The organism is Bradyrhizobium sp. 155, assembly GCF_023101105.1.
Lineage (GTDB): Bacteria > Pseudomonadota > Alphaproteobacteria > Rhizobiales > Xanthobacteraceae > Bradyrhizobium > Bradyrhizobium canariense_D.
Genome location: NZ_CP064704.1, coordinates 2,161,877 through 2,182,536, shown reverse-complemented (window position 1 = coordinate 2,182,536; position 20,660 = coordinate 2,161,877). Strand labels below are relative to the sequence as shown.

At 64.0% G+C, this 20,660-nt stretch carries 15 protein-coding genes and 1 pseudogene; 7 read left to right on the top strand and 9 right to left on the bottom strand.

The genetic code is table 11. The features are described from left to right. Window positions 1–19 precede the first annotated feature (19 nt). Window positions 20–748, top strand: a complete 729-nt coding sequence (locus IVA93_RS10555; RefSeq protein WP_245288575.1) for a TetR/AcrR family transcriptional regulator — start codon at window positions 20–22, stop codon at window positions 746–748. A 49-nt stretch (window positions 749–797) separates the two neighbouring features. Here IVA93_RS10555 and msrA read toward each other — a convergent pair whose 3' ends face one another. The 6 genes and pseudogenes from msrA to IVA93_RS10525 form a co-directional block, all read right to left on the bottom strand. Next, window positions 798–1,313: a peptide-methionine (S)-S-oxide reductase MsrA gene (gene msrA / locus IVA93_RS10550; RefSeq protein ID WP_026234007.1), complete on the bottom strand. Its 516-nt coding sequence runs from the start codon at window positions 1,311–1,313 to the stop codon at window positions 798–800. Between the two features lie 172 nt (window positions 1,314–1,485). Then, window positions 1,486–1,908 (bottom strand): OsmC family protein, encoded by a 423-nt coding sequence (locus IVA93_RS10545; protein WP_018460340.1) that lies wholly within the window; start codon window positions 1,906–1,908, stop codon window positions 1,486–1,488. Between the two features lie 206 nt (window positions 1,909–2,114). Beyond that, a complete protein-coding gene (locus tag IVA93_RS10540) occupies window positions 2,115–2,963 on the bottom strand; it encodes an enoyl-CoA hydratase/isomerase family protein (RefSeq protein ID WP_018460341.1) in 849 nt (282 codons plus the stop codon). Window positions 2,964–3,025: 62 nt separating this feature from the next. Beyond that, the gene (locus tag IVA93_RS10535; protein ID WP_018460342.1) at window positions 3,026–4,339 is read right to left on the bottom strand and encodes an epoxide hydrolase family protein; all 1,314 of its coding nucleotides are present in this window, start codon (window positions 4,337–4,339) and stop codon (window positions 3,026–3,028) included. 264 nt (window positions 4,340–4,603) lie between these two features. After that, window positions 4,604–5,329 carry a VOC family protein gene (locus IVA93_RS10530; RefSeq protein ID WP_018460343.1) on the bottom strand — a complete coding sequence of 242 codons (726 nt, stop codon included), beginning with the start codon at window positions 5,327–5,329 and terminating at the stop codon, window positions 4,604–4,606. Window positions 5,330–5,362: 33 nt separating this feature from the next. Further along, window positions 5,363–6,033 (bottom strand): annotated as a pseudogene (locus tag IVA93_RS10525) (sensor histidine kinase). A gap of 331 nt (window positions 6,034–6,364) precedes the next feature. Here IVA93_RS10525 and IVA93_RS10520 point away from each other — a divergent pair. The 4 genes from IVA93_RS10520 to IVA93_RS10505 all read left to right on the top strand — a co-directional run bounded on the left by IVA93_RS10520 (window position 6,365) and on the right by IVA93_RS10505 (window position 11,999). Continuing rightward, window positions 6,365–9,208 (top strand): ATP-binding protein, encoded by a 2,844-nt coding sequence (locus tag IVA93_RS10520; RefSeq protein ID WP_018460345.1) that lies wholly within the window; start codon window positions 6,365–6,367, stop codon window positions 9,206–9,208. A 118-nt stretch (window positions 9,209–9,326) separates the two neighbouring features. Then, window positions 9,327–10,034, top strand: coding sequence for a hypothetical protein (locus IVA93_RS10515; RefSeq protein WP_085348991.1), 708 nt, complete (start codon window positions 9,327–9,329; stop codon window positions 10,032–10,034). 184 nt (window positions 10,035–10,218) lie between these two features. Beyond that, window positions 10,219–10,920 (top strand): type 1 glutamine amidotransferase domain-containing protein, encoded by a 702-nt coding sequence (locus IVA93_RS10510; protein WP_085384006.1) that lies wholly within the window; start codon window positions 10,219–10,221, stop codon window positions 10,918–10,920. Window positions 10,921–11,042: 122 nt separating this feature from the next. Next, window positions 11,043–11,999, top strand: a complete 957-nt coding sequence (locus IVA93_RS10505; protein WP_247789763.1) for an alpha/beta fold hydrolase — start codon at window positions 11,043–11,045, stop codon at window positions 11,997–11,999. A 49-nt stretch (window positions 12,000–12,048) separates the two neighbouring features. Here the strand turns inward: IVA93_RS10505 and IVA93_RS10500 are convergent, their stop codons facing one another. Continuing rightward, window positions 12,049–14,931, bottom strand: a complete 2,883-nt coding sequence (locus tag IVA93_RS10500) for an ATP-binding protein (RefSeq protein WP_018460349.1) — start codon at window positions 14,929–14,931, stop codon at window positions 12,049–12,051. Between the two features lie 354 nt (window positions 14,932–15,285). Between IVA93_RS10500 and IVA93_RS10495 the strand changes: the two genes are divergently transcribed. Then, window positions 15,286–16,269, top strand: coding sequence for a helix-turn-helix domain-containing protein (locus IVA93_RS10495; protein WP_018460351.1), 984 nt, complete (start codon window positions 15,286–15,288; stop codon window positions 16,267–16,269). Between the two features lie 83 nt (window positions 16,270–16,352). Here the strand turns inward: IVA93_RS10495 and IVA93_RS10490 are convergent, their stop codons facing one another. After that, entirely contained in the window at window positions 16,353–18,674 is a 2,322-nt protein-coding gene (locus tag IVA93_RS10490) for a molybdopterin guanine dinucleotide-containing S/N-oxide reductase (RefSeq protein ID WP_018460352.1), read from the bottom strand. A gap of 268 nt (window positions 18,675–18,942) precedes the next feature. Here IVA93_RS10490 and IVA93_RS10485 point away from each other — a divergent pair, with 268 nt between their 5' ends. After that, entirely contained in the window at window positions 18,943–19,335 is a 393-nt protein-coding gene (locus IVA93_RS10485; RefSeq protein ID WP_018460353.1) for a RidA family protein, read from the top strand. A 69-nt stretch (window positions 19,336–19,404) separates the two neighbouring features. On the opposite strand, the gene IVA93_RS10480 is transcribed toward IVA93_RS10485, so the two are convergent. Next, the gene (locus IVA93_RS10480) at window positions 19,405–20,613 is read right to left on the bottom strand and encodes a multidrug effflux MFS transporter (protein WP_247539474.1); all 1,209 of its coding nucleotides are present in this window, start codon (window positions 20,611–20,613) and stop codon (window positions 19,405–19,407) included. Between the last annotated feature and the right edge of the window lie 47 nt (window positions 20,614–20,660).

The window sequence follows — 20,660 nt, the reverse complement described above, 5'->3', positions numbered from 1 at the left end:
ATAACGTTCGTTACAAATATTGTACCCCGACGCGGCGATCAAGTCCGCGACCTTGATTTTTATAACGATCCATACAAATATGCGTGTGGAACATGCCAACCGGGGTTCTGACGATATGGCACGGAAAAAGAGCGAAACGAGCCCGGCGCGCCGGGGACGCCCACCGGCCTACGACGCAGAGACGGCCTTGAAGCGGGCAACGGAAACGTTCTGGAGGACCGGTTATTCCGGTACCTCCCTGGACAAGGTCGCTGCCGCGACCGGGATGAGTCCGCCGAGCCTCTACGCGGTGTTCGGCAACAAGCATGCGCTCTATCTCGAGGCCCTCGCGCGGTATTGGGAGATCAGCCTTGCCGCGACGCGTGAGGCTCTCGCCGGGGACCATCCCTTGGACGAAGCGCTGATCCTGGCCTATGACGCGGCGCTGTCGATCTACTTTTCCGGCAAGGGAGCCGCACGCGGCTGCTTCGTGGTGGGGACGGCGGTGACCGAAGTCGCAGAAGATGCCGCGATCCGGAGCAGCGTTGCGGCGGGACTGCGCATGATAGATGCCGATTTCGAAGCCCGCTTCCGGCTCGCGCAGGACAAGGGCGAACTGAAGCGCGACGCCGATCCGGCGGCGCTTGCCATTCTCGCTTCAGCCACGATGCACACCATCGCCATTCGCGCCCGTGCCGGCGCCCGCCGCTCCGAGCTGAGGGAGATGGCCCGAAAAGCGGTCGATGTGATCTGCGGATGCCGGCGATGATCTCGCGGATTTCAGCCATGGCTCTCCCCGGCAATAGCGACGACCAGCTTTAGCCTGCCGCGGCAGCCCCGCGCCGCGGCAACTTCCAGTCGGGGCGGATGAAGTGGCAGGTGTACCCGTCCGGATAGCGTTCGAGATAATCCTGATGCTCCGGCTCGGCTTCCCAGAACTCGCCCGCGGGCGCGACCTCGGTCACGACCTTGCCAGGCCAGAGACCGGACGCCTCAACGTCTGCAATCGTGTCCTTGGCGATCCGCTTCTGCTCGTCGCTGGTATAGAAGATTGCCGAGCGATAGCTCGTGCCCAAATCATTGCCCTGGCGGTTGAGCGTGGTCGGATCGTGGATCTGGAAGAAGAACTCCAGCATCGTCCGAAAGCTGGTCTTGGCGGGATCGAAGGTGATCTCGATCGCTTCGGCATGACCTTCATGGTTGCGGTAGGTGGCATTCTTCACCGCGCCGCCGGTATAGCCGACGCGGGTGGAGACCACGCCCGGTTGCTTGCGGATCAGATCCTGCATGCCCCAGAAGCAGCCTCCGGCCAAAATTGCGCGTTCCGTTGTCATATCTCCACTCCCAATTGATCGGTCTGTCCGTTCTGAACCCGTCGCATCCTATGCTTTCGGCGGCCCAGTCGAAAGCCAGGCATTTGCCCATCCGGTTCCTCTCGTGGAGGCCAAAGCTTCGACGACCTCAGCTTCCCCAAGCAGAACCAGATGGACATAAATTGAGCGCGCCTTACGTCAGCTTCGCGTCGAGCGTGATTGCGGCGTTGAGCACCTTCGACACCGGACAGTTCTTCTCGGCCTCGCCCGCGATCTTGGCGAAACCAGCGTCGTCGAGGTTCGGCACCTTGGCACGTAGCGTCAGCGCCGATTTGCTGATCTTGAAGCCTTTGCCTTCCGGCTCGAGGCTGACCGCAGCTTCAGTCGTGAGCTCGTCCGGCGTGAAGCCGGCGAGTTGCAGGCCGAAGGCCAGCGCCATAGTGAAGCAGCCGGCATGGGCCGCAGCGATCAATTCCTCGGGATTGGTGCCCTTCTCGTTCTCAAAGCGGGTCTTGAACGAATAAGGCGTCGCGGCGAGCACGCCGGATTCGCTCGATAACTGACCAGTGCCATCGCGACCGGTGCCTTTCCAGACTGCTGTTGCCTTGCGGATCATCTCAATTCTCCTGGTTGATTTTTTTAGCACCGGCACTCGGTACGGTACGAAAGCGACATTGGCACGACTGCCTGTCGCCGTTCCAACCGGCCGAGCGCCGCAGCAGTTCCGCCAAATCCCGTTCCGATAAAATCGGAACGGAACTTGATTCTTGCTTTGACGCGTTTTCTTCACGCGAACCGGTATCCACTTCGCTTGAAAACGCTTTAGCTACCGATCTGTCCGACATGGAAGCCGAGCCGGTTCTCGACATCACCGGCGCGGTGGAAGCCGCGCGACATCAGCGCCTTGATGCGGCTCTGGCTTGCCGGGCGGCTGAGCGAGGCCAGGAACGCGTCCCATTCCGGCTTGATCTCGATATCCGGTGGCAGGCTCGCAACGTCGACGAGGCGCTTGGTCTCGGCAATCGCCTCCTTGTCGAAGGACGCGATGCGCATGGCCAGCGCCTCGACGAAGCCATCGAGCTCGGCATCCGGCAACGAGCGGTTCACATAGCCGTAACGTTCGGCGAGATCGCCGTGGATATCGTCGGCGCCAAGCAGAACCTCGAGCGCGCGGCCGCGGCCCATCAGGCGCGGCAACCGCGCCATCGGGCCGCCGCCGGGCACCAGGCCCGCACCGACCTCCCATTGCGACAGGACCGCCTTTTCGCGGCTGGCAAAGCGCATATCACTTGCCAGCGCCAGTTCGCTGCCGACGCCGGTCGCACGGCCCCTAATCGAGGCAATCGAAACCACCGGCGCGCGGCTGAGACGCACCAGCATGTCGGGCAGTGCCTGCAGGCCCGTCGGCCCCGGCGGGATACGAAGCGAATCCTCCAGCGGCGCGAGGAAGTCGTAATGCGTGATGAAGAAGCCTTCGACGGCGCTGTCGAACACCACGACCTTCACCTCAGGATCGGTCTCGATCGCCTTGACGACGTCATCAAGAAGCGGAAGCTGCTTGGGGCCGAAGATATTGACTGGGGGCATGTCGAAGGTGACACGCCAATACGACGGCAGCCGACGTTCCAGGCGGATTTGGTCGGTCGTGAAGGTGCGTTCGGGGCGGTTCATGATTGGATTCCTGGTCTGTGGGGAAAGAAGGGAACGCGCGGAAGTGCGCGTCCCCGCAGGTCTCAGATCGACTGACGCAGCGGTCGGAAGGCGGTGCGCATTTCCGCGCAGAACAACGCGGGCTGCTCCCAGGCGGCGAAATGGCCGCCCTTGTCGAGACGGTTGTAGTGCATCAGCCTCGGATAGGCCTTCTCGGTCCAGCTGCGCGGCGCAGCGTAGATCTCGTCCGGGAAGACGCTGACGGCGACCGGGATCTTGATGTGCTTGGGCTCGAAGAACACCAGCTTGTTCTCCCAGTACAGCCGCGCCGACGACACCGCGGTGTTGGTGAGCCAGTAGAGCGCGATGTTGTCGACCACGTCGTCGCGCGACAGCCCTTCCGTCTTGCCGTCGAACACCCGGGCGATCATTGCGGCGCTGCGCGCATCATGGTCGAGCATCCAGGACGCGAGGCCCGCCGGCGAATCCACCAGGCCATAGAGTGTCTGCGGCCGGTTGGACATCTCGATCGCGTAGCCGAGACCGTGCTTGTAGAAGTCATCGAGCTGATCGTAAGCGTAGCGCTCGTCGGCCGAGAGGTTCGACGGCCGCGATCCGCCGGGCTGAAGCGCCTTGGCGATGTCGTCAGGAACGGTCGCGGGCATGTTGGTGTGGATGCCGAGCAGTTCCGGCGGCGCGATCACTGCCATCTGCTCCGTCACGGCATTGCCCCAATCGCCGCCTTGCGCGACATAGCGGTTGTAGCCGAGCCGCTTCATCAGCACGATCCAGGCACGCGCGACGCGCTGGGGATCCCAGCCCAGCTCCGCCGGCTTGCCGGAGAAACCGTGGCCTGGGAGCGAAGGGATCACGAGATCAAAAGCGTCCGCCGCCGTCGCGCCGTGTGCGGCGGGATCGGTGAGCGGGCCGACGATCTTCATCTGCTCGATGATCGAACCGGGCCAGCCATGCGTGACGATCATCGGCAAGGCATTCTCGTGCCTGGAGCGGACGTGAATGAAATGGATGTCGACGCCGTCGATCTCGGTGACGAATTGCGGCAAGGCATTCAGCCGCGCCTCCATCTTGCGCCAGTCGTAGTCGTTCTGCCAGTAGCTCACGAGCTGCTGCACCGTCGTCAGTTGCACGCCCTGCGATTGATCGGCAACGATCTCACGATCAGGCCAGCGCGTCGCGGCGAGACGGCGACGGAGATCGAGCAGATCCTGCTCGGGCACGCTGACGTGGAACGGGCGGACCGCCCCGCTCACGCCGGCCTTCGCAGAATGCAGCGGCAGCAGGCTCGACACGCTTGCCGCGACCGCGGTCATCGCGGCTTGACTCAACAGTTGACGGCGGTCTGGATTGAGAATGTCGGTACGTGCTTGCGTGGTCATGTTCGATCTCCCTGGCTTTGGTCGGTGACGCTGACCGAATTTGACATAAACGCCTCGGTTCGCCATGCCGAGAGATTGGCGCAGGCCCTGGCAATTTGCTCGTTATGGGTTGTTAGAGCGCGTTAGCCGTTGCGAGCCGCGCGACACCGAGGAGAGCGATCGTCGACTCGCGACGCGCGCCGCCAAAACAACACGGCGCGCGATGAGCTCAGTCATCGCGCGCCGTGTCGGCTTGCATCAGTCGAAGAATCCGTGCTGCCCAGCTCAGGATGGCAGCGGCTGGCCCGCCTGTTCGCGGACGATGTAATCGGCGTACCAATCGGCCCAGTTCTCGTCGTGCCCGCCGGTCCGCTTTTCGTGCTCGCCATGGGCCGCCGCCGCGCGGCGCAGTGCTGCGGCCAGCGCAGCCTGCGAAGCGAATGTCGTGCCGTCGCCCGCGATCCGTCCCGGCAATCGCGTCGTGACCTCCTGGAACAACCAGCCATTGCCGTCGGGATCGCTGAACGACGCATATGAGCCGTAGCTGCCGCGCTTCGGGTCAGCACCGCTCACCCGAACGCTGCCGGAGAGATAAGGCTCGTCGGTCCCCGCGTGAACATCGCCGGCACCGTGGAATGGAGCGCTGACCTCGACGCCGCGGTCCAGCAGATCCTTTCGCGCCGCCTCCAGATCGGAGACGATCAGGTAGAGGCCTCGCACCGAGCCCGGCGCTGCCGCCGTCACGTTCCTGCCAAAAATCACCGAGCAGGCCGAACCTGGCGGCGTGAACTGGATCACGCGCCAATCATCGCCAGAGGCAAAATCGGCGTCCAGTCGCCAACCGAGACGCGCGTAGAAGGCCTTGGCGCGATCAACATCGGACACGGGGATCACGATCACCTCGAGCCTCTGATCAACGCTACGCGATACCGAAGGCTCGTTGGCAGACTTGTTGGAAGGCTTGTTGGAAGGCTTGGCCGCGGCGTCGCGGTCGATTTCGGTAGTGGCCATGTCGAACTCCCTGGGTTGGATTTAAGACGAGCTTCAAGCAGCTGCGATCGGCATCACGATGGTTACGCGTGTGCCGTCCTCTCCCGCCTCGCCCTGCAGCCGGGCGTGAATGCTGCGTGCGAGTCCTTCGAGAATCCGGCTGCCGGTGCCCTGAAGCGGCCCGTCGCGCCGATCCCGTTGTCTATTACCGTGCAGAACCAGGCGCCGTCGCGATTGGCCGTCTCGATGCGGATCAGTGCGTCATTCCTGTTCGGGAAGGCATGCTTGGCCGCATTCGTTACCAGCTCCGTCAGCATCAGCGCGAGCCGATGGCATTGCGACGCCGGCAGCGTGCCGCTTTCAATTGCAGCCTCGCAGCGGATGCCCGCCGGCTCCAGCACGGCCTCGGAAATCGCTCCGCACAGATTTTCGAAGAAGGCCGCCACCGGGATCGCCGTATGGTCGTCATTGTCGGACAAGAGTTGATAGAGCCTGCCGAAGGCGACAATGCGCCGCTCGAGCCGGTCCGCTGCAAGCGACACATCCCTGGTACCCGTTCTGGTGAAATCGCGGCGGACTGACGCACCGAGTATCGTCAGCGTATTCTTCATCCGATGGTGGGATTCCCGCAGCACGAGCTCCCAGTCACGCGACTGATCGTCTAAACTGGCCACAAATTGAGATCGAACGACGTCGTCATTCGGCCGAGCATTGATACCGGACATCGTAGCCTCCCCGTTGGAATTAGCGTCAAACTCGGAACAGATACTGGATGCAGTTCGCGCGCATTGCTCGTTAGACGTTGCAAGATTCTGTTATGATGGGGTACGACGACGGGCACTCCGAACGTGAGCTGGTCGGTCAAGCACACTGCCGGGTTGTCCCGATCGCTTCGAAAGAGGCTCGCGTTGAGTACAATTTGCGACGGATCGTCGCGCGCGACCGGCCAATTGCCGGCACCCTCCACGCGATTTCGCCACTTTCGGCCAGTTTACTCAGGGTTCCCTTCTGCTAGATCAAAGTGCAGAGTTCAGCTCTCACTGGAATGATTGGCCCGTGCCGGACACTAACGACCAGGATTCGGCCATTGCTTTCGGGCCATTCCGGCTGTTCGCAAAGACGCGGCTGCTCGAGAAGGACGGCGCCCCGGTTCACCTCGGTGGCCGTGCGCTCGACATTCTCGTTTTTCTCGCCGAGCGCGCGGGCGAGGTCGTGGACAAGCGTGAGTTGATGCGGCGGGTCTGGGCCGACGTGAATGTGGACGAAGGCAGCCTGCGCTTTCACATCACGACGCTGCGCAAGGCCTTGGGCGATCCGGGCGAAGGCTCCCGCTACGTCGTCAACGTCCCCGGACGGGGTTATTGCTTCACGGCCGCGCTGCTCCGGGCCGCCCCATCGGAGAACCGGACCAGCCTGCCCGTTGCTGCGCCGCGCTCGCTGCCCTCGCCGCTCGCGAAGATGATCGGGCGAGACGATGCGGTCGAGAAGATTTCCGCCGAGCTTGCCTTGCATCGCTTCGTCACGATCGTGGGCCCCGGCGGGATCGGCAAGACCTCGGTCGCACTGGCGGTCGCGCATCGCGAGTTCCAGGCCTTCGACGGCCAAGTGTGTTTTGTCGATTTCGGCGCACTGAGGGAGACCCGGCTCGTTACGGGAACGATTGCGGCCGCGCTGGGCCTGACAGTCAATTCCGACGACCCGATGCCGGGGTTGCTGGCATTCCTGCGCAGCCGGCGGATGTTGCTGGTGTTCGACAGTTGCGAGCACATCCTCGACGATCTCGCCCCCCTGGCCGAGCGCATCGTCCGGGAAGCGGGCGAGCTGCATATTCTCGCCACCAGCCGCGAATCTTTCCGCGCCGAAGGTGAGCGTGTCCATCGGCTGTTTCCATTGGATTGCCCGCCACAGCGCGACGGGCTCGGCATCGCCGACATCCTTGCCTATCCTGCAACTCAGCTCTTCGTGGAACGCATCGCAGAGAGTCTGAGCGAATTCGAGCTCAGCGAAGAGGATGCGCCGCTCGTCGCCGATATCTGCCGTCGGCTGGACGGCATCGCGCTCGCCATCGAGCTCGCGGCCGGGCGCGTGAATGCCTATGGCATCGCTGGGACGGCCTCTCTGCTCGACAGCCGTTTCTCGCTGCTGTGGCGCGGGCGGCGCACCGCTGTGCCGCGGCACCACACCCTGAGTGCGGCACTCGCCTGGAGCTATGATTTGCTGCCGGCAACCGAAAGCGCAACGCTGCGCGGATTGTCGGCATTCGTCGGGCCATTCACCCTGGAAGCCGCGCTTGCGGTCGCATCCTGTCAGGGCATTGGCGAAGCAGAAGCCGCCGAGGCGATCTCCAATCTGCTTTCCAAATCGCTGATCGCGACCTCGCCTGCGGAGCGGCGGCTGCGCTATCGCCTGCTCGACACCACACGTGCCTTCGTCGCGGAGAAGCTCGTCGAGAACGGCGAAGCGGACCGCGTCGCACGTGCCCATGCCGAATATTTCCGCGACTTCCTGCGCGACATCGCCGTCAAATCCACGGGCATGCAGAGCGCCGGCGGCTTCCTTCCTTATGCCGACCACCTGCCCAACGTCAGGGCCGCGCTGACCTGGAGCTTTTCGGACGGCGGGGACCGAACGATCGGCGTGGATCTGGCGGCGTCAGCGGCGCAATTCTTCCTTGAGCTGACATTGCTGACGGAATGCTACCGCTGGACCCAGCAGGCGCTGGCGTCCCTCGACGCGAGCGCGGTGGATGGCCGCAATGAAATGATCTTGCAGGCCGCGCTCGGCGTCTCCGCGATGTTCACGCAGGGCAATACCGAAGCGGTCCGCTCGGCATTCACGCGCAGTCTCCAGCTTGCCCAGGAGCTCCAGGATTTGCACTGGCAGCTCTGGCTGCTCCGCGGATTGCACATCTATCTCACCAGGGTCGGAGATTTTCACGGAGCACTCGGAACCGGGGAACAGGGCGAGAGCGTCGCGCGGAAGCTGAACGATCCCGCCAGCACGCTGAACGTCGAATGGATGCTGGGCGTCGCCCATCATTTGATCGGCAACCAGGACAAGGCGGTGCAGCTCTGCGAGAGCGCGATGTTGCATAATCCCGGCTCGCAGCGGCTGAATATCGGCCATCTCGGCTATGACGACCGCATCGTCGCACTGGTGGCGCTGGCACGCGGGCTTTGGCTCACCGGCCGGCCCGATCGTGCGATCGAGGCGTCGAGATACACCGTTCGCGAAGCCGAACTGCTCGAACAGCCGCTCACTCTCGGTATTTCCTTGATCTGGACCATCTACGTGTTCCTCTGGGTCGGCGACTTGGCCAATGCGGAAATCCTGATCGAGCGGCTGATCGATCATTCCGCGCGCCACTTCCTCGGGCCCTATCACGCGGTCGGCATCGGCCAGAAGGGTGAGCTGCTGCTTCGCCGCGGCGACGTCGCCGCCGGCATCGAGCACCTCCGCCGCAGCCAGGCCACGCTGTACGCGACGCGACACCGGATCATGACCACGGTGTTTGCGACCGCGCTCGCGGAGGGACTTGTGGCGCAGAACCAGGCCGACGAAGCCTTGCAGACCATCAACGATGCCATCGCAGAGATCCCCGATCATGGCGAATCCTTCGACATGCCGGAGATGCTCAGGGTCAAGGGCGACATCCTCGCCCGGTCGGGCAATGCCGCGGAAGCCGAAAGCTGCTTCCTGGACTCGCTCGATCTGTCACGCCGCCAAAGCGCGCTCGGCTGGGAGCTGCGGGGGGCAATTAGTCTCGGCCGGGTTTGGCGCGGGGCCGGAAAAGCCGCCGACGCACGCGCCCTGCTCGCCCCCCTCGTCGCGCGGTACCAGGAGGGCCTCCAGACCCGTGATCTCGTCGCCGCCAGGGAGCTCCTTGCGGCGCTGAATTGAGAGTATCTTCAATGAGATACCGCAAGGCTATCCGCTCGCAACTCCTAACAAATTCTAACACGCCAAGCCGCATCCGCCCCGCCATGGTGGTGGCACTTCATGGTGGATATGGCGGGACATGGCGCTTCTTGACGATGTAATTGATGCCAGCGGCGGAATGGCCCGCTGGAATAGCTTGAGCCGGTTCACGCTTCACCTCTCCGTCGCGGGAACGCTGTTCTCCAGCACCGGACATGCCAGCGAATTCAAGGACGTGACGGCGGAGGGCTCGACCCGCACGCAATCGGTCCGCTTCACCGGCATCACCGGAGGCGAACACTCCGGCTCGTTTCAGCCGGACGCGATCACGATCGAAAGCCTCGAAGGTGAGATTCTGCGGACCTGGCGCAATCCGAGTCTTGCGTTCACCGAGGCCGGTTCGCCCGCGCTCGCGGGCGAGCTGCATCTCGTCTTCTTCTGCGGCGTCGCGATCTGGAATTATCTGACCAATCCATTCCTGCTCGCCCATCCCGATGTCTTGGTGGAGGAGCTGCCGCCGTGGCAGGAGAATAACGAGTCATGGCGGCGGCTGCGGGCGCAATTCCCACCGAGCCTGATCACGCTCGCGCCCGAACAGATCTTCTATTTCGACGAGAACGCATTGCAACGGCGGACCGATCACGATCTGTTCGGAATGAAAGTCGCGCATTACTCCTGGGCCCATGACAGCTTCGGCGGCATCGTGGTGCCGACGCTCCGACGCGCGCAGACGCTGCGGCCCGACGGAACCGTGGTCGCCAAGCCCGTGCTGATGGATGTCGAGATCTTTGACGCCGTCTTCGAGTAGCGGCCCGCGCGATATCTCCAACTCTCAACGTCTAACAATACATAACGAGCCAACAGTCGGCCTTGAGCGCAGATTGGGTTCGCGAGCAACGAACGACGTGACGTGCTCGAACGAGACCCAGCTCCGCGCATCTCCACCGCAATGGAGCGCGTCATCGCAGCAAACGCACTCAAGGAGAACGGTCATGAAAATATTGATGGTCATCACCTCGCACGACCAGCTCGGCAACACCGGGCGCAAGACGGGCTTCTGGCTCGAGGAGCTCGCCGCCCCCTATTTCATCTTCAGGGATTCCGGGGCCGAGATCACCCTCGCCTCGCCGAAAGGCGGCCGTCCGCCGCTTGACCCCAAGAGCAACGAGCGCGAATTCCGCACCGACCTGACGCTACGCTTCGAGGCCGACGTCGCCGCCGAAGCCCAACTCGACAAGACGGTTCGCCTCGACAGCGTCAAGCAGGAAGATTTCGACACCGTCTTCTATCCCGGCGGTCACGGCCCGATGTGGGACCTCGCCGAGGACAAGGACTCGGTCAAGCTCATCGAATCCTTCCTTGCCGCCGGCAAGACAGTCGCCGTGGTCTGCCATTCGACTGGTGCGCTGCGCCACGTCAAGACGCCCGACGGCAAGCCCCTGGTTCAGGGCAAGGAGGTGACCGGTTTCACCAATGGTGAAGAGGAGGACGTCGGCCTCACCAAGGTGGTGCCTTTCCTGGTCGAAGACGAAATGCTGAAGCTTGGCGCCGTCTTCTCGAAGACGGCAAACTGGGGCGTTCACGTCGTCACCGACGGCCTCTTGATCACGGGCCAGAACCCGCACTCCTCGGGTCCGGCCGCGCAGGCCCTGCTCGCCGCCCTGAAGGGCGAGCCGCTGGCGCGCGCGTCGTAAAGCCCAGATGCGGCACATCGCGAGAGGCGCCCGCGATGGTGCCTCTCGACGCCGCCGTCACAAGCGGATGTCCCCTACTTGCGACACATCTTCACTTCACATGCCGGATTCGGAGCGATGACATGAACATCCCAGCCACTCTTGCCCTCTCGGCCGCTTTGGCCTGCGCGACCGTGCAGGCCTCGGCACAGGATCTGCGATCGAGCCGGCGCTCGATCAGCTATCACAAGACCGATATCCGGGGTCTCGAGATTTTCTACCGCGAGGCTGGGCCCACCGACGCTCCGACGGTGCTGCTGCTCCACGGATTTCCCTCGTCGTCGCGGATGTGGGAGCCGCTGATGCCGCTGCTCGCCGACAAATATCATCTCATCGCGCCGGACTATCCCGGCTTCGGCAACAGCAGCGCGCCGCCGCCATGCGACTTCACCTATACGTTCGACAACATCGCCGCCGTGATCGGCGAGCTCACAACGAAGCTCGGCCTCACCGACTACGTCCTGTTCATGCAGGACTACGGAGGCCCTGTCGGCTTCCGCATGGCGCTGGCGCATCCCGAACGCGTCCGCGGTGTCATCGTCCAGAACGCGGTTTCGCACGAGCAGGGGCTGAGCCCGCTCTGGAATGCGCGCACGAAGTACTGGGCCGACCCGGCGCACGAGGTCGAGGCGCTCAAGGCCAACTTTACGTCCCTGGAGGCGACGAGTCAGCGGCATCTCGGCTCCAGTCCGCGTCCCGAGCGCTATGACCCCGACACCTGGATCGACGAATACGCGTTCCTGACGCGTCCCGGCCAGGCCGAGATTCAGACCACGCTGTTCCTGGATTACCGGACCAACGTCGCCTCCTATCCGAAATGGCAGGCTTGGTTGCGCCAGACGCGGCCACCGACGCTGGTGGTCTGGGGCGAATACGATCCGTCATTCGCCGTCGCAGGCGCGACGGCCTATCGCGACGACGTGCCGGATGCCGAGGTTCACATTCTCGAAGCCGGCCACTTCGCGCTGGATGAAGCCACCGACGAGATCGCTTTGCTTGTCCGCGACTTCCTGGGGCAGCTGGCTGGACACAAGGGTTGAGCGCTGATGGACGCGCTCAGCAGCGAGAAGAGACGGTCGTATCGACTGTTCAGGCCCCCGGTTCGTTCAACATGCGTCGTGCTGCAATGAGATCGGCGGTCTCGAACCCTTCGGAGAACCGGGCATAGGTTTGAGCGAGCTGTTCGAGCGGATTTTGCACATGCTGCCGGGTTCGAAGCCGCGCCAGCGACATCTCGGCTCGCAGCCGCCACGATAGCGCGCCCTGCTGTTCGGCGAGCGAGATCGAGGCGACAAGATCGGCCTCGGCCGCGTCGGGATTGCCGCCCTGGACCTCCAGCTCTCCCCGCAGACGGAGCAGCTCGGGCATGTCGAACGCGCCGCCTTCCCGCTCGACCCGCAGAATGGTTTCGTGAAGAACCTGAATGCCTTCCGTCAATTGTCCCAAGCTGACCAGGCCCCGAGACAGATCCGCGGCGAACGCCGAGGCATAGAGTTCGTAGCGGTCGGCATGCAGGCGTGGAAGCGCACTCCGCATCAGGTCGACGCCGCCGGCCGCCTCGCCCCGAGCGATCATGCTCTGCGCCCGAAAACCCGCCGCGACGGCTTCGTAAGGCACGAGCCCGTGCATGCTCGCATGCGCGGTCAGACGACCGGTCATCGCCTCGACCGACGACCAGTCGCCGAGCCAGCCGAATACCGAAGCGGACCAGCATAATGCGATACAATGCATGACCACGTCATGCGGCGCCGAAGCGCCGACCAGCGGCCGGATGCATTCGAGCGCACGATCGGGAAAGCCGCGCAGCCATAGCACGCGCGCGAGCGGAATTTGCGGTGTGCGTGAGTAGGCGAAATGCCCGGGTTGGGTGCCGCGGAGCGCAGCGTCGTCTCGCAGGCCCTGGTCGAGATGAGCCTGCGCCGCGGCCTGGTCTCCGGCGAGGTGATATGACACGCCGAGCAGCGCTTTGCTCCCGGCGATGCCCGCGGTATCGCCGATGACGCGGGCAATCCGCTCGGCGTGAAGCGCAGTCGGCACCAGATGCCGATAGCGACCGGTCCGGCGGTAGAACATGTTGAGCCGGGACAACAGCCTGAATGTGTTGGCGTGATCGGAAAGCGCTTCCGCTATTTCCAGCCCGCGCCTGAGCGCCGCTTCCGCCTGCTCGCTGTTACGTTCGGTGAACATCAAGGCGTGACCGAGCGTCGACTGAAGTTCGAGCTCCCATGCGCCGCCCCGGTCGGCCTCGTCCAGCATTGCGAGTGCGCGATCGGACCAGATGCGGGCCTCGTTCAGCAAATTGAGTTCGACGAACAGCCTTGTGCAGCTGCCGGCGAGCGGCACGCGCAAGCCGGCGCCGTCGTCGTTGGCATAAGCCCATTGCAGCGCAGCGCGGGCATCGGCGAGCAGGCTCGCGCTTTCCTGCAAACGTGACGCATGATCGCCGCCCTCCTTGTCCCTCATGCCCGCTTCGAGCGTGCATTGAACATAGAGAGCATGACGATGCGCGATCTGCGCCAGCTGTCCGCCGTCGGCCAGTTTCTGCAGGGCATAGGCACGCGTTGCGTCGAGCAGGCGATAGCGCCGCGATGCGCCGTCCGGCTGGGTGGAAACCAGCGACTTCACCACGAGTTGCTCCAGGGCCTCGACGACGCGATCCTCCGCCATCTCCGCCCCGGCCGCGACTGCTATCGCGCCCCTCAACGTGAAGTGACCTGCGAAGACGGCGAGGCGCTGAAATACGATCCGCTCGCTCTCGCCGATCAGACCGAAACTCCAGTCGAGCGTAGCGCCGAGCGTCTGCTGCCGCGGCGGCGCCGTCCGCCGCCCGCGCCATTCGAGCTGCAGCCGGTTGTCGAGCAGCGCCGCCATCTCGCGCAGTCCATAGAGACCGACACGTGCGGCAGCCAGCTCGATCGCCAGCGCGATGCCGTCGAGCTTGCCGCAAATCCGGGCCAGGACTTCGGCATCCTCGTCGGTGATGTCGTCGCGATGCCCCGCCGCGACGGCGCGATCGACGAACAGGCGCACGGCGGGATAAGCAAGCACCTCGCCGGCACTGAGGCGGGTGCCCTGCGGCGGACCGGGGAGCGAAACGAGCTCGAAAATCTGCTCGCCTTCCACCAGCAGCGACTCGCGGCTGGTTGCGAGGATGACGATGCCAGGCGCCTCCCGGTAGATGTTTTCTGCAAGGCGCGCGACCTCCTCGATGACGTGCTCGCAGCTGTCGAGCACGAGAAGCAGCCGGCGGCCGCGCAGGAAATTGACGATGCTGGCCGAGGGGTCCTCGTGGTGCACGACGAGGCCCAACGCGGCTGCAACCGTGCTCGCGACCAGCGCTCCGTCCTTGAGCGGACCGAATTCGAGGAAATGGACGTTGCCGTCGAAGCTATCGCACATCTCGTGCGCGAGCGCAGTCGCAACGGTGGTCTTTCCGATGCCGCCCGGCCCTCGCAGCGTGACGAAGCGATCGCGGAGCAAGCGCGCTGCCAACTCGGCCACGGCGTCCTCTCGCCCGACCATCCGGTCCAATCGGCGCGGTAGCGACGGTGGCGGCGCGGCCCTTTCAGGCACACGCGACGCCGGTGTAGCCACCTCCGCGCGCCCGCCACGCCGCACGGGCGCGACAAAGCAATAGCCCCGGCCCGGGATGTTGGTGATGTAGCGGGCACCATCCTTTCCGTCGCCGAGCACCTTGCGCAGCTCCGCGACATGGACGCGCAGGCTGACCTCCTCGACGGAAAGTCCGGACCACGCATAGCCGAGAATTTCGTTCTTCGGGACCACTTCGCCGGCGCGACTGACCAGCAGGCGCAAAATATCCATCGCACGGCTGCCGAGCCTGACCGGCAAGCCATCCTTCTCCAGCAGCCGCGACCGCAGCGAAAATGGCCCGAACGCGACGGCATCGAAATCTGGGATCGCCGCGGCGTCGCGGCCGCGGGGGCCCTGTCCTGCCGAGAGCTCGATCACTTTTGGCTCATCTTGACGGCCGCTCCAGCGAAATGCGGCGCGACTATACCCGGCGCCAGTGCGAGGTCCAGCGAGGGCAACCCACAGAACTCACACCTCCACATCGATCTCCACGCCATGACCGGTGCTCTCCTGAGTCGTGTCGGGGATACGCAAATGTCTGATAAACTGTACAAAAACGACGCTTCCTGAGACGGGATGCCGCACCTGATGCGCTCCCACAAAAACTAACACATCCTAATCACCACTAACGAGCTTGCAGGTCAGCTCACGCCTATCCTCTCACCATGGAAAACGTGGGCTTTGCGCGTTTGCTGGTTGCAAACAGCGGAGAACGCCCGGAGAGGACGAACGATGTTGACCAATTTGCAGGCAGGTGATGCCTGGATTGAATTTCCGGGCACCTCGGGGGATTGCGAGTTCCCCCGGGCAACACACGCGATCATTCGGGAGCGTCAATGGCGTCAGATCGATCCGCGCACGGGAGCGGCGGCCGAGGACATCGCGATCTCGCGATGGGAAGACCCGCGGAGCACCTCGTCGCACCAAGCGACGACGCCCGAGGATCGCTATTTCGTCGGCATCGCCCTCAAGACCACGCGCGCGAAACTGACCCGGGATCGCCAGGTCATTTTCGACGGGACCATGCCCGCGGGCACACTGTATCTCACCGCGCCGTCAAAGCCCCTCGCCGTACAATTCCAGTCGCCATGCGCCTTCTTGCACTTTTACATCTCCGCGGATCAATTTCCGGCACAATTTTCCGGAACTGAAGGTTTGAATGATCTCGTCCTGTTGCGCGATCCGCTCGCGGCCGAGCTTGCCAAGGCGCTGATCGAACTTGGCGACGCCGCGGACCACGAGTTCACGCGCTGCATTGGCCAAACCCTCGCGATGCATCTGGCGCGGCTGGAATTGCCACGCGCCAAGGTCAATGCCCTGCCGAAATGGCGGCTGCGGCGCGTCGAGCAATATATCGCCGATCATTTCCACCGCTGCATCAGCCTGTCCGAGCTCGCCAATGTCGCCGGCCTGTCCAGAATGCACTTTGCGGCGCAATTCCGCGTCGCGACCGGTTATCGCCCCCGCGAATATCTGCTCAATCACCGGATCGAGCAGGCCAAGACGTTGCTGGCGACCACCGAGCGGCCGCTGGCCGAGATCGCACTCGCCGTCGGCTTCAGCACGCAGGCGCATTTTTCGACTGTCTTCAAGCGCATCACCGATCAATCCCCGGCACGCTGGCGCCTCGCCAGCAAGGGCGAACGGCGAGAGGTGCAAGCACTCCCGCCGCGTCGTCCTGCTACGGAGAGGGACTGGATCAGCGCAGCCGCGTAAGCATTCGCTCGCGCCCTCATCCTCCCGGGCCTGCGAGCCACTCGGGGCCGTCCCTGCACCCACACAGGACGGCCCCTTTTTTTCTACACCGGATCGAAAGCCCGGATCGGCGGCAGATTGCCGGTGAACTTCTCGACCTCGACTGTCGTGAGCTGACCGGTGCAGCCTTGCGCAAAGGACGACGTGCCGACGTCGCGGGTGAGCACGTTCGGATTGCCGTGCACGCAGAGCGGCGCGTCGTCTTCGGGGTCCATCGGGTCGTACCAGGCGCCGGTCGGGAGCTGGACCACGCCGAGCGCGATGCCGTCGGTGACGTGGACCGCGGCGAGACAGGCGCCGCGCGCGTTGAACAGCCGGATGATGTCGCCGTGCTTGATCCCGCGTGCGTCTGCGTCCTGCGGGTTCATGCGCGCGACCTCGCGGCCGCGATGTTTGCTTTGAAGCGAATGTCCGCCGAAATCGAGCTGGCTATGCAGACGCGTCACGGGCTGGTTGGCGACCAGGAAGCACGGCGCCCCCGGCTTGGGCGTGTCGGACTTCTCCAGCCAGACCGGATGGCCCGGGCAATCCGCATCACCATGACCTGCGATCTTGGCAGAGAATATTTCGATGCGACCGCTCGGCGTGGGCAAAGCATGATTGACGGGATCGTCGCGGAAGCGGCGCAGCCGGCCACCGTCGTCGGGCTGCTGCGGCACCACCAGGCTGCCGCGCCGCCAGAACTCTTCGAAGCTCGGCGCTTCCAGGCCGCGCGCTTCGAGCGAGGCGCGGGTCGGCTCATAAAGATGTTCCAGCCACTGACGTGACGTCCGCCCCTCGGTGAAGGGCTCGCGCGCACCGAGACGGTCGGCAAGATCGGCGAAGATCTCGTAGTCGTCGCGCGCAAGGCCGAACGGCTCGGCGATCCGGTGCATCGCGACCATCAGGGGATCGTTGCTGGAATAGCCGATGTCTTCGCGTTCGAGCGTCATCGTCGAGGGCAGCACGATGTCGGCATGCCGGGCCGTGGCAGTCCATGCGAGCTCGTGCACGACCAGCGTGTCGACTTTCGCAAACGCCTTGCGCAGGCGGTTGATGTCCTGGTGGTGATGGAAGGGATTGCCGCCGGCCCAGTAGACAAGGCGGATATCCGGATAGGTGCGCGTCTCGCCGTTGTAGCGATAGGCGCTGCCGGGATTGAGCAGCATGTCGGCGATGCGCGCCACCGGAATGAAATCGCGGACAGCGTTGCGGCCCTGCCCTAATGTCGGCCCCGGCACGTCGTTGACGCGGCGACCGTAATAGCCGATTGCCCCCAACGAATAGGCGTAGCCGCCGCCGGAGAGGCCGATCTGGCCGAGCGCTGCCGCCAGCACCATGCCCATCCACACCGGCTGCTCGCCATGCTCGGCGCGCTGGAGCGAATGAGAGACGGTGATGAGCGCGCGCTTGCCGGCGAGCCGGCGCGCCAGCTTGCGGATTGTGTCGGTGTCGACGCCGCAGACCGCGGCGGCCCATTCGGCGTGCTTGGGTTGGCCGTCGCTCTCGCCGGTGAGATAGCGCAGGAAGACCGGCCAGCCCTCGGTGTAGCGATCGAGGAAGGCCTGGTCGTGCAGGTTCTCCGCGATCAGCGTATGAACGATGCCGAGCATCAGCGCGGTGTCGGTCCCGGGCACGCAGGTCATCCACTCGGCGCCGGCCTCGACGGGCAGGTCTTCGCGCAACGGGCTGACCAGGATGAACGCGCAGCCGCGGCGGCGCGCAGCTTCCATCGCGCCGCGCTCGACATGCTTGCTGATCGAGCCGCCTGCGACCATCGAGTTCTTCAGCGCCATGCCGCCGAACGCCAGCACGATGTCGGTATCAGCCGCGATCTGCTCCCAGGTGACATTGCGCTTGGTGATATCCTCGTAGCCGCAGAGGATCTGCGGCAGCAGCACCGAGGACGCGCCGGAGGAATAGGAGTTCACCGAGCGCACATAGCCGCCCAAGGCGATGTTGAGGAAGCGATGCACCTGGCTCTGGGCGTGGTGGAAGCGGCCCGCGCTCGACCAGCCATAGGAGCCGCCGAACACCGCGCCGGGGCCGCGCGTATCACGGATGCGTGCCAGCTCGTCGCCGAGCAGATCGAGCGCCTTTTCCCAGCTGACGGATACGAATTCATCGCGGCCGCGGCGATCGTCCGGACCCGGACCGCGTTCGAGCCAGCCGCGGCGGATCGCCGGCTGGGTGATGCGCGCCTGATGGCGTAGCGCGCCGGGAAAATTGTCGATGATGCGGTTCGGATCGGGATCGCCCGCATAGGCCCTGACCTCGAGCCCGGCCTCGCCTTGACGTGCCGAGAACACGCCCCAATGCGAGGTGTGCGGCTTGAAGCCGTCGGACAGGTCGAGGCCGGGGTCGGGGAAGCCAATCGTATCGTCCATCGTCGCATTCCTTGTTCCGGTCGCGGCACTGTCCCGGCCGCACCGATGTCATCCGCGTCGCAGTATAGCGATCCGCGCTTCGATGTCGTCGGGTCAGGGCCGGCGAAAATGCCGGGCGCTCGTGCAAGGACAGATTGGCGAACGTTCGCAGGAACGACCCGGCGGCGATTTTTCGTCCAGCGCTTTAGTCGGTTGCATTCAGAGCCGCGCGGTCCGTCTTTCGGTGAGACTTGGCGCGAGATCTCTTTGCGACGACACTGACATTGAAATGTGCGATATGCCGCCCGTCACACACAACATCGGTCCCATCATGATCAAGCGCGTCTTGCCCTACGAGGGTCTGCTCCACGAAGTGGTCGAGCATCATGGCGTGCTCTACATCGGTGGAATCGTCCCAGAGGACACGAGCCTCGACATGTCGGGCCAGGCAAATGACGTCCTCGGGCAGTTGGCGCAGCTGCTCAAGACCCTCGGATCCGATCTGAGCAACGTCTTGCAGGTGACCATCTACATGACGAGCCTCAAGGAGAAGGCAGACTTCAACGCGGCCTGGAAGGCGCATTTTGCAGAGGCTCATCTGCCGGCGCGCGCCGCAATCGGCGTGGCGGATCTCGGTCCCGGCGTCAAACTCGAGATCACGGCCATCGCCGCTCGACAATAGTGGCATGCCAGGGCGCCGCAAAGAACCTCACACCAAACCCATTGTGTTCTCGGCAAGATCCACCTCAGATTAGCGCCGCTCGTGAAGGATAACCGCCACGAGCGACGTTACTGTCAGCACGATTCCTAGCCCGACGGCCGGATCGCTGGCGACAATCGCCGCGAGAGAGGCACCGCATGCAGCGCCCGCCATTTGCGAGAATCCGAACAGGGCTGCGGCGATACCGGCCTTGCTGCCAAACGGCGACAGCGCTGCCGCGCTCGACAGCGGGCTCACTATTCCCACGCCGAACAGAAAGACGGAAGCCGCTAACAGAAATGGCAGCAGCGCGCCGTTCGCGAGCAGCACCGCGCAAAGCAGCCCGGCGCCTCCGAGGACGGTTAGTCCCAAGCCGACCGACGTCGCACGGCAGGAACCAACCCGCGCCGATAGCCTAGGCGCCAGCATGCCGGCCGCAAACACCAGGAAGACCACGCCCGCAAATAGCTCACCAAGTTTGATTGGCAAGAATCCAAACGATTCGAGCAGCACCCGCGGCGCGCTGGAGAAAATCGCGAAAAGACCGGCCATCACCAGTCCAGCGGTTCTAGCAGGCGCAACGAACCGGCGATCCCGAACAAGCTCCAGATAGAAGCCGGCAATTTTGAGCGGATTCAGAGAACGACGCGCGCCGTCATTGGTTTCGCCGACGAAGGTCGCATAGGCCAAAGCCGTGCAGAGCGCGAAGGCCGCGACAAAAGCAAATTCCGAGCGCCAGCCAAAGAATAGATCGAGCGCACTCCCCAGCAGCGGTGAAAAGCCTGGGGCGGCCGCGGTTGCCATGGTGATCGAGGCCATGACCTTTGCAAGTGCCTGGCCATCGAACAGATCCCGGGCGATCGCACGTGAAAGCACCGAAGCCGCACATGCGCCGCAAGCCTGCATTGATCGGCCGATCAGCAGGCTCGATAGATCGCGCGCGAAAGCGCACCAGATCGTACCGGCGATGAAAATTCCGAGCCCTATCAGAATCGGCATGCGTCGCCCGAACCGGTCCGACAGCGGGGCGGCAATCAATTGCCCTATGGCGAAAATCGCCAGAAAGATCGTGAAGGCCGACGTGACCGCCGCGCTGGATACATGCAAATCGTCCGCGATGACCGGCAGCGAAGGCAAGAAGATGTTGGTCGCAAGGATTCCTGTCGCCGCCAGGGCACAAATCACTATTCTGCGCGCCGCCGCCCCTGCTTGACGTCCGTGCCCCGCCGCAGAAACCGTGCCCTCGACTTCAATGGACATGCTGCGCTCCCAAGTCCTGTCCAGATGCGGCGAGGCAGGGACGCCTG